6 protein-coding genes are annotated in these 6,063 nt (G+C 72.8%); 1 reads left to right on the top strand and 5 read right to left on the bottom strand.

Annotated features, from left to right (window positions below):
* Positions 1-93 precede the first annotated feature (93 nt).
* From GT354_RS19095 to GT354_RS19080, 4 genes are all read right to left on the bottom strand, one after another.
* The gene (locus tag GT354_RS19095; protein ID WP_161357510.1) at positions 94-969 is read right to left on the bottom strand and encodes a hypothetical protein; all 876 of its coding nucleotides are present in this window, start codon (positions 967-969) and stop codon (positions 94-96) included.
* A 9-nt stretch (positions 970-978) separates the two neighbouring features.
* Positions 979-1,479 carry a SigE family RNA polymerase sigma factor gene (locus GT354_RS19090; RefSeq protein WP_161357509.1) on the bottom strand — a complete coding sequence of 167 codons (501 nt, stop codon included), beginning with the start codon at positions 1,477-1,479 and terminating at the stop codon, positions 979-981.
* A 116-nt stretch (positions 1,480-1,595) separates the two neighbouring features.
* The gene (locus tag GT354_RS19085) at positions 1,596-4,097 is read right to left on the bottom strand and encodes an excinuclease ABC subunit UvrA (RefSeq protein WP_161357508.1); all 2,502 of its coding nucleotides are present in this window, start codon (positions 4,095-4,097) and stop codon (positions 1,596-1,598) included.
* 82 nt (positions 4,098-4,179) lie between these two features.
* Positions 4,180-4,851: a class I SAM-dependent methyltransferase gene (locus GT354_RS19080; RefSeq protein WP_161357507.1), complete on the bottom strand. Its 672-nt coding sequence runs from the start codon at positions 4,849-4,851 to the stop codon at positions 4,180-4,182.
* A gap of 376 nt (positions 4,852-5,227) precedes the next feature.
* Here GT354_RS19080 and GT354_RS19075 point away from each other — a divergent pair, with 376 nt between their 5' ends.
* The gene (locus GT354_RS19075) at positions 5,228-5,902 is read left to right on the top strand and encodes an SDR family oxidoreductase (protein WP_161357506.1); all 675 of its coding nucleotides are present in this window, start codon (positions 5,228-5,230) and stop codon (positions 5,900-5,902) included.
* Here the strand turns inward: GT354_RS19075 and GT354_RS19070 are convergent.
* Positions 5,868-6,063, bottom strand: a 196-nt coding sequence (locus GT354_RS19070) for a GNAT family protein (RefSeq protein WP_161357505.1), incomplete at its 5' end; no start/stop codon positions are given. The two genes, GT354_RS19075 and GT354_RS19070, sit on opposite strands and share 35 nt — an antisense overlap.

The following is a 6,063-nucleotide window of genomic DNA, read 5'->3' as shown; positions in this document are numbered from 1 at the left end:
GCCCGCCGGGACCTGCCCGCCGGGACCCCCGCGACCGGGACCCCGCGACCGGGACCACCGCGACCGGGACCACTGCGACCGGGACCCGCCGGTTCAGGACGTCGGTGACACCGTGGCGGTGCTCGACGAGGACGGGCTCGCGCGCCGGTCCGCCTCGCCCACCAGTTGCAGCACGCGCGGGTCGCGGACGAAGGCCAGCAACTGCTGCGGGTCGACCGGAGCCGACGTGTCGGTGGCCTCGTCGGCGCCGACCGTCACGGTCACGTTGCTGTCGCCCACGTGGAACGACGCCTCGACGCTCGTCGCGCTGCCGCCCGAGCGCGGCAGGACGTGCACGACGACCGGCACCGCGCCCGGGAGTCGGTCCGCGACGCAGGGCACTCCCTTGCTCCCGTCGCACGAGCGCTCGGCGCTCGCGCCGGCCGCGCGGTGCACGGCGAAGGTGAGCGGGAAGATCCTGCCCTCGACGGTGATGCCGTCGAAGCCGGGGCCGGCGCCCTCGACGATGCGCACCCGGCCGATCGTCGCGGGCAGCAGGTCACGAAGTGCCTCGGCCACCCGCAGGCGATAGTCGTCGGACCAGTCCCGCTCCCCGGCGGATCGACTCGGGCCGACGGTGCCGGAAGGCGACGGGCGCGACACGACCTCGATCGGCGCGCCCCGTTGCGCCGCCACCGTCGCGGTCGGCGACGCCGACGGCCGGGACGCCGGGCCGGTCGCGGTCGCCCGGTCCGGGTCCACCACGAGGAAGGCTCCGAGCGCGAGCGCGGCGACCCCCAGCCCCGTGCCCAGCACGGCGGCCACACGGGCCCGCACGCGCTTGCGGTGACCGATCACGAGCACGCCGTGCAGGAGATCGGCGGGCGGCTCCAGGGTGTCGGTGCCACGGTTCATCGCGTCCCTGACGAGCCGGATCTCCCGCTCCACGTCGGCCGATTCGAAGGGGTGATGCGGAGTGTGCGAGTCCATGACGAGTCCTCAGTGGTGCAGGGCGTGGAGGTCGGCTTCGGTCAGGTGCGTGCGCAGGCGGGCGAGCGAGCGCGAACACTGGCTCTTGACCGTTCCGGTGCTGCAGTTCATCAACGTGGCGACGGTTTCGACACTGAGGTCCTCCCAATAGCGCAGCACCACCATCGCCCGCGCCTTGGGCGGCAGCTCGCCCAGCGCCGCGAGCAGCGTCACGCGCAGATCGGTGTCGCCCGGACCGCTCGGATTGGCCCCGAACGAGTGCGCCCGCCGGCCGATCAGGGCACGGCGCTCCTCCGCCAGGTAGGCGTGCGTGAGCACGGTGCGGGCGTAGGCGTCGAGGTTGTCCGCGCGGCTCGCGCTGCGCCAGTGCTGGAGCAGCTTGACGAGCGTGGTCTGGGTCAGGTCCTGGGCCCGATCGAGGTCACCGCACAGCAGATAGGCCATGCGGTAGAGCCGGCGTTGGCGCGCCGCCGCGTACTCCTCGAAATCCGGATATCGGTTCTTGCGCATCCACCCTCCGACCGCCCGTGTTCGTCCCCCATGTCTGATCGTCGAGACGCGCAAAAGGTTGAGAACGGTTTTCCGTGGTCCCCACGCGCCGGCCGGTAACCCCACGCCGGTCGGGATCAGGCGCCGTCGACCACGCTGCCCGCCGACGAGTTCGCGGCCCGGACTCGGCCGGTCGGCGCGGGGCGGTCACGGTCGCCGTCGGTGGTCAGGTAGCGGGCCGTCACGCCCCGCCCCGAGCGGGCCACGTCCCGAGGGGTCCCCGCGGCCACGATTCGCCCACCCGCCGCGCCGCCGCCCGGACCGAGGTCGATCATCCAGTCGGCCCCCGCGATCACGTCCGTGTCGTGCTCGACCACCACGACCGTGTTGCCCGACTCGACCAGCCCGTGCAACTGCCGCACGAGCAGCTCCACATCGGCCGGGTGCAGCCCCGCCGTCGGCTCGTCGAGCACGTACAGGGTGTGTCCGCGCCGGGCCCGTTGCAGTTCGCTCGCCAGCTTGATCCGCTGCGCCTCGCCGCCGGACAACTCGGTCGCCGGTTGCCCGAGCCGCAGATAGCCCAGCCCCACCTCGCGCAACATGGTCAGACTGCGCGCGGCGGCCGGCACGTCGGCGAGGAACTCGGCCGCCGCGTCGACGGTCAGCGCGAGCACGTCGGCAACGCTCGAACCGCGATAGGTGATCTCCAGCGTCTCGGGGTTGTACCGCGCGCCGGCGCACGTGGGACACGGCGCGTACGTGCCCGGCAGAAACAGCAACTCGACCGCGACGAATCCCTCGCCCTGGCAGGTCTCGCAACGCCCACCGGCCACGTTGAACGAGAACCGGCTCGCGGTGTAGCCGCGTGCACGCGCGGCGTCGGTGTCGGCGAACAGCTTGCGGACGGTGTCGAACATGCCGGTGTAGGTGGCCAGGTTCGAACGCGGTGTGCGGCCGATCGGTTTCTGGTCCACCCGCACGAGCCGATCGATCACGTCGAACCCCCGGCTCGCGCGCACCTCGCCCGACTCGGCGAGTTGCTCGTCCTCGTCCTCGTCGTCGGTACCCGCGCCCAGGTGCTCCGCCGTCACGTCCGCGAGGACTCGGCCGACCAGGGTGGACTTGCCCGATCCCGACACGCCCGTGACCACGGTGAACACGCCGAGCGGCAGGCGCGCGTCGACGTCGCGCAGGTTGTGCAGGGTCACCCCGTCCAGCTCCAACCAGCCCGACGGCGTACGGGGTTCGCGCGCGGCCGGTCGCGGTGCGTCCGGGAACAGGAAGCGGCGGGTCGCCGACTCGGCCACCTCGCGCAACCCCTCGACCGGACCGCTGTACAGGACCACACCGCCGCCCTCACCCGCCCCCGGGCCCACGTCCACGATCCAGCCCGCGCGCCGGGCGACCGTCATCCGATGCTCGACCACGAACAGCGAGTTGCCCGCGGCGCGCAACCGGTCCAGCACCACGAGCAGCGCGTCCGTGTCCGCCGGATGCAGCCCCGCCGAAGGTTCGTCGAGCACGTACACCACGCCGAACAGCCCCGACCGCAACTGGGTCGCCAGCCGAAGCCGCTGCAACTCGCCCGCCGACAGGGTCGGCGTCTCGCGGTCCATGCTCAGATAGCCCAGACCCAGTTCGGCCGACACCGCGATGCGCGCGACGAGGTCGGCGCAGATCGTCTCGGCCACCTCGCCCGGGACCTCGGCACCCGCGAGCGTCTCGGCGAGCCCGGCCAACGGCAACGCGACGAGGGCGGCGATGTCGTGCCCGGCGAACGTCACCGCGAGCGCCTCGGGCCGCAGCCGCCGGCCCCGGCACACCGGGCACGGGCTGCTGTGCAGAAACCGCTCGACCCGCTTGCGCTGCGTCGCGCTCTTGGACGTCGCGAACGTCTTGAGCACGATCCGGCGCGCGCTGCTGTAGGTGCCCTGGTAGTCGCGCTGGATCCGGTGCGCGTCCCGCACCGGTCGCACGGTGACCACCGGCTGCTCGTCGGTGAACAGGATCCAGTCCCGCTGCTCGCGCGACAGGTCGCGCCACGGACGGTCCACGTCGTAGCCGAGCGTGTCCAGGATGTCCCGTAGGTTCTTCCCGTACCAGGCACCCGGCCACGCGGCGATCGCGCCGTCGCGGATCGACAGGCTCGGGTCGGGGACCAACGAGTCCTCGGTGACCTCGTGCACGCGGCCCAGGCCGTGGCAGTTCGGGCACGCGCCGACGGCGGTGTTGGGCGAGAACGAGTCGGAGTCCAGCCGCGGCGCGCCGGGCGGATAGGTGCCGGCCCGCGAGTACAGCATGCGCAGCGAGTTGGACAGGGTCGTCAGCGTGCCCACCGTCGAGCGCGACGTCGGCGCCGAGCGCTGTTGGCGCAGCGCGACGGCGGGCGGCAGCCCGGTGATCTCGTCCACGTGCGGCGCGCCGACCTGTTGGATCAGTCGGCGCGCGTACGGGGCGATCGACTCGAAGTAGCGCCGCTGCGCCTCGGCGTACAGCGTCCCGAACGCGAGCGAGGACTTGCCGGAGCCGGACACCCCGGTGAACACCACGAACGTGTCGCGCGGGACGTCCACGTCCACGTTGCGCAGGTTGTGCTCGCGGGCGCCGCGCACCCGTACACAGGGGTCGTTTCCATCCATGGCACTGCTCCTCGACGGGGACGACCGGAAGCCTGTCGTATGCCCGCCGCGGGCCGCTCCACAACCGACCGTGCGCGGCCGGTCAGGCGGTCCGGCGTCGAACCTTGAGGATGTTGTCGGTGCGGGTGGCCGCCTCGCCGTCGTGGCCGGTGCTCGCCCGCTCCAGGACCTCGTCGAGCTCGACCTCCCACGCGTCGGGCACCAGGTCGAGCTCGTCGAGAATTTCCCGCGAGGTCGGGAACTGCACGTGGTACGGGTGGTGATGCGTCCCCTCGGCGGGCGCGGCGTGCTGGACCACGAGCAGCACCCCGCCCGGCGCGACGGCCGCGGCGGCCGAGCGCAGCGCGGCGATGGTGGACAGGTGCGCCGTCGCGTGCAGGAAGTGCACCGAGACCAGGTCGAAGGAACCGGTGGGGAAGGACACGGTCAGGTCGTGTCGCTGCCAATCGACGCGGTCCGTGACGCCGGCCGCCGCCGCGTGCTCGGCGGCGCGGTCGAGCGCGGCCTGCGCGATGTCGGTGCCGGTGACGCGCCAGCCGCGCCGGGCCAGCCAGATCGAGTCGGCCCCCTCGCCGCAGCCGACGTCGAGCGCGGTGGCGGGAGTGAGGTCGGCGGCCTCGCGGACCAGCGCGAAGTTGGGGTTGCCGCTCCACACCCGGTCGCTCTTGCGGTAGAACTCGTCCCAGAACTCCTCGGCCGTGGCGGCGTCGTCGGTGGTCGGGTCGGCGGCGTGGCCGTGGGCGTGCTCGGTCATCGTGCGGGCTGCCTTTCGATGCGGTGGGCGCCTCGGCGTTTAGGGTCCGAATCACCTCTGGGTCGATGGTTCGTCCCCAACCACCGTAATGACAAACTTTGTTGCCGGATCGGCAAACGGAAGGCATGGGCGCCGAACCGGAGGAGTTGCTCGCCCTGCTCGGCGACCAGGGCGAACGCATGCGTACGGGCCCGCGGTCGCGGGCGCGACGTCGAAAGCCGAGTGGCGCGAGACCGGGCCGCCCGCGTCGCCCCCGCGCGTGTTCCTCGTGCGCCGCGCGCCCTGCGCGCTCGACGCGCGGCCGATCAGTGGAACCTGTTCGTGTCGCGCGCCCGCGCCGACACTTGTCCGGGTTCGTCACCTTACGGTCGATTACATGCGCATTGTCATCGCGGGCGGACACGGAAAGATCGCACTTCGGCTGGAGCGGTTGCTCGCCGAACGCGGACACACGGTGGCGGGGTTCATTCGCAATCCCGACCAGGCGAACGAGCTGCGGGAAGCCGGCGCCGAGCCGATCGAGTGCGACCTGGAACGAGCCGCGGTCGAGGAGGTCGTCGAGCACCTGGCCGGCGCGGACGCGGTGGTGTTCGCGGCCGGCGCGGGCCCCGACAGCAGCCGCGAGCGCACCATGACCGTCGACTACGGCGGCGCGGTCCTGCTCGCGGACGCCGCCGAGGACGCCGGGGTGCGGCGCTACCTGATCGTGTCCTCGATGGGCGCCTCGACGAACCCGCCCCCCGACACCGACCCGGACTTCGCGCTGTACCTCAAGGCCAAGGGCGAGGCCGAGGAGGACCTGCTCGCGCGCGGCGCGCTGGACCTGACGATCCTGCGCCCGGGCCGGCTCACCGACGACGCCGGCACCGGCCTGGTCTCCCTGTCCCAGCGCGAGGGCGGCGGCGCGATCCGCCGCGACGACGTGGCCGCCGTGCTCGCCGAACTGCTGGAGGAGCCCGGCACGGCCGGCCTGACCCTGGAAGTGGTCGGCGGAGACGTACCGGCGGCCGAGGCGGTCAGGTACGCGGCGAGGGCGAAGACGGACCGGTGACGTCGAGGGCCATCAGCACATCGTCCACGTAGCGACCGGCGATCAGGAACTCGCCCTCCAGCACGCCCTCGATCACAAATCCGCACGACCGGTACAGCGCCCGCGCGCTCGCGTTGCCGCCGAGCACCCGCAGCGTGATCCGGCGGGCCCCGCGCCGGCGC

Origin of the sequence: Streptomyces sp. SID3343 (assembly GCF_009865215.1) — a bacterium.
Taxonomy (GTDB): domain Bacteria; phylum Actinomycetota; class Actinomycetes; order Streptomycetales; family Streptomycetaceae; genus Embleya.
The sequence above is the reverse complement of the archived record's forward strand: the minus strand, read 5'-3'. Positions and strand labels throughout refer to the sequence as shown.

Coding starts and splice junctions, on each gene's coding strand:
- GT354_RS19075 (WP_161357506.1), top strand. CDS start 5,228: ATGCGCATTGTCATCGCGGGCGGACACGGAAAGATCGCACTTCGGCTG.
- GT354_RS19080 (WP_161357507.1), bottom strand. CDS start 4,851: ATGACCGAGCACGCCCACGGCCACGCCGCCGACCCGACCACCGACGAC.
- GT354_RS19085 (WP_161357508.1), bottom strand. CDS start 4,097: ATGGATGGAAACGACCCCTGTGTACGGGTGCGCGGCGCCCGCGAGCAC.
- GT354_RS19095 (WP_161357510.1), bottom strand. CDS start 969: ATGGACTCGCACACTCCGCATCACCCCTTCGAATCGGCCGACGTGGAG.
- GT354_RS19090 (WP_161357509.1), bottom strand. CDS start 1,479: ATGCGCAAGAACCGATATCCGGATTTCGAGGAGTACGCGGCGGCGCGC.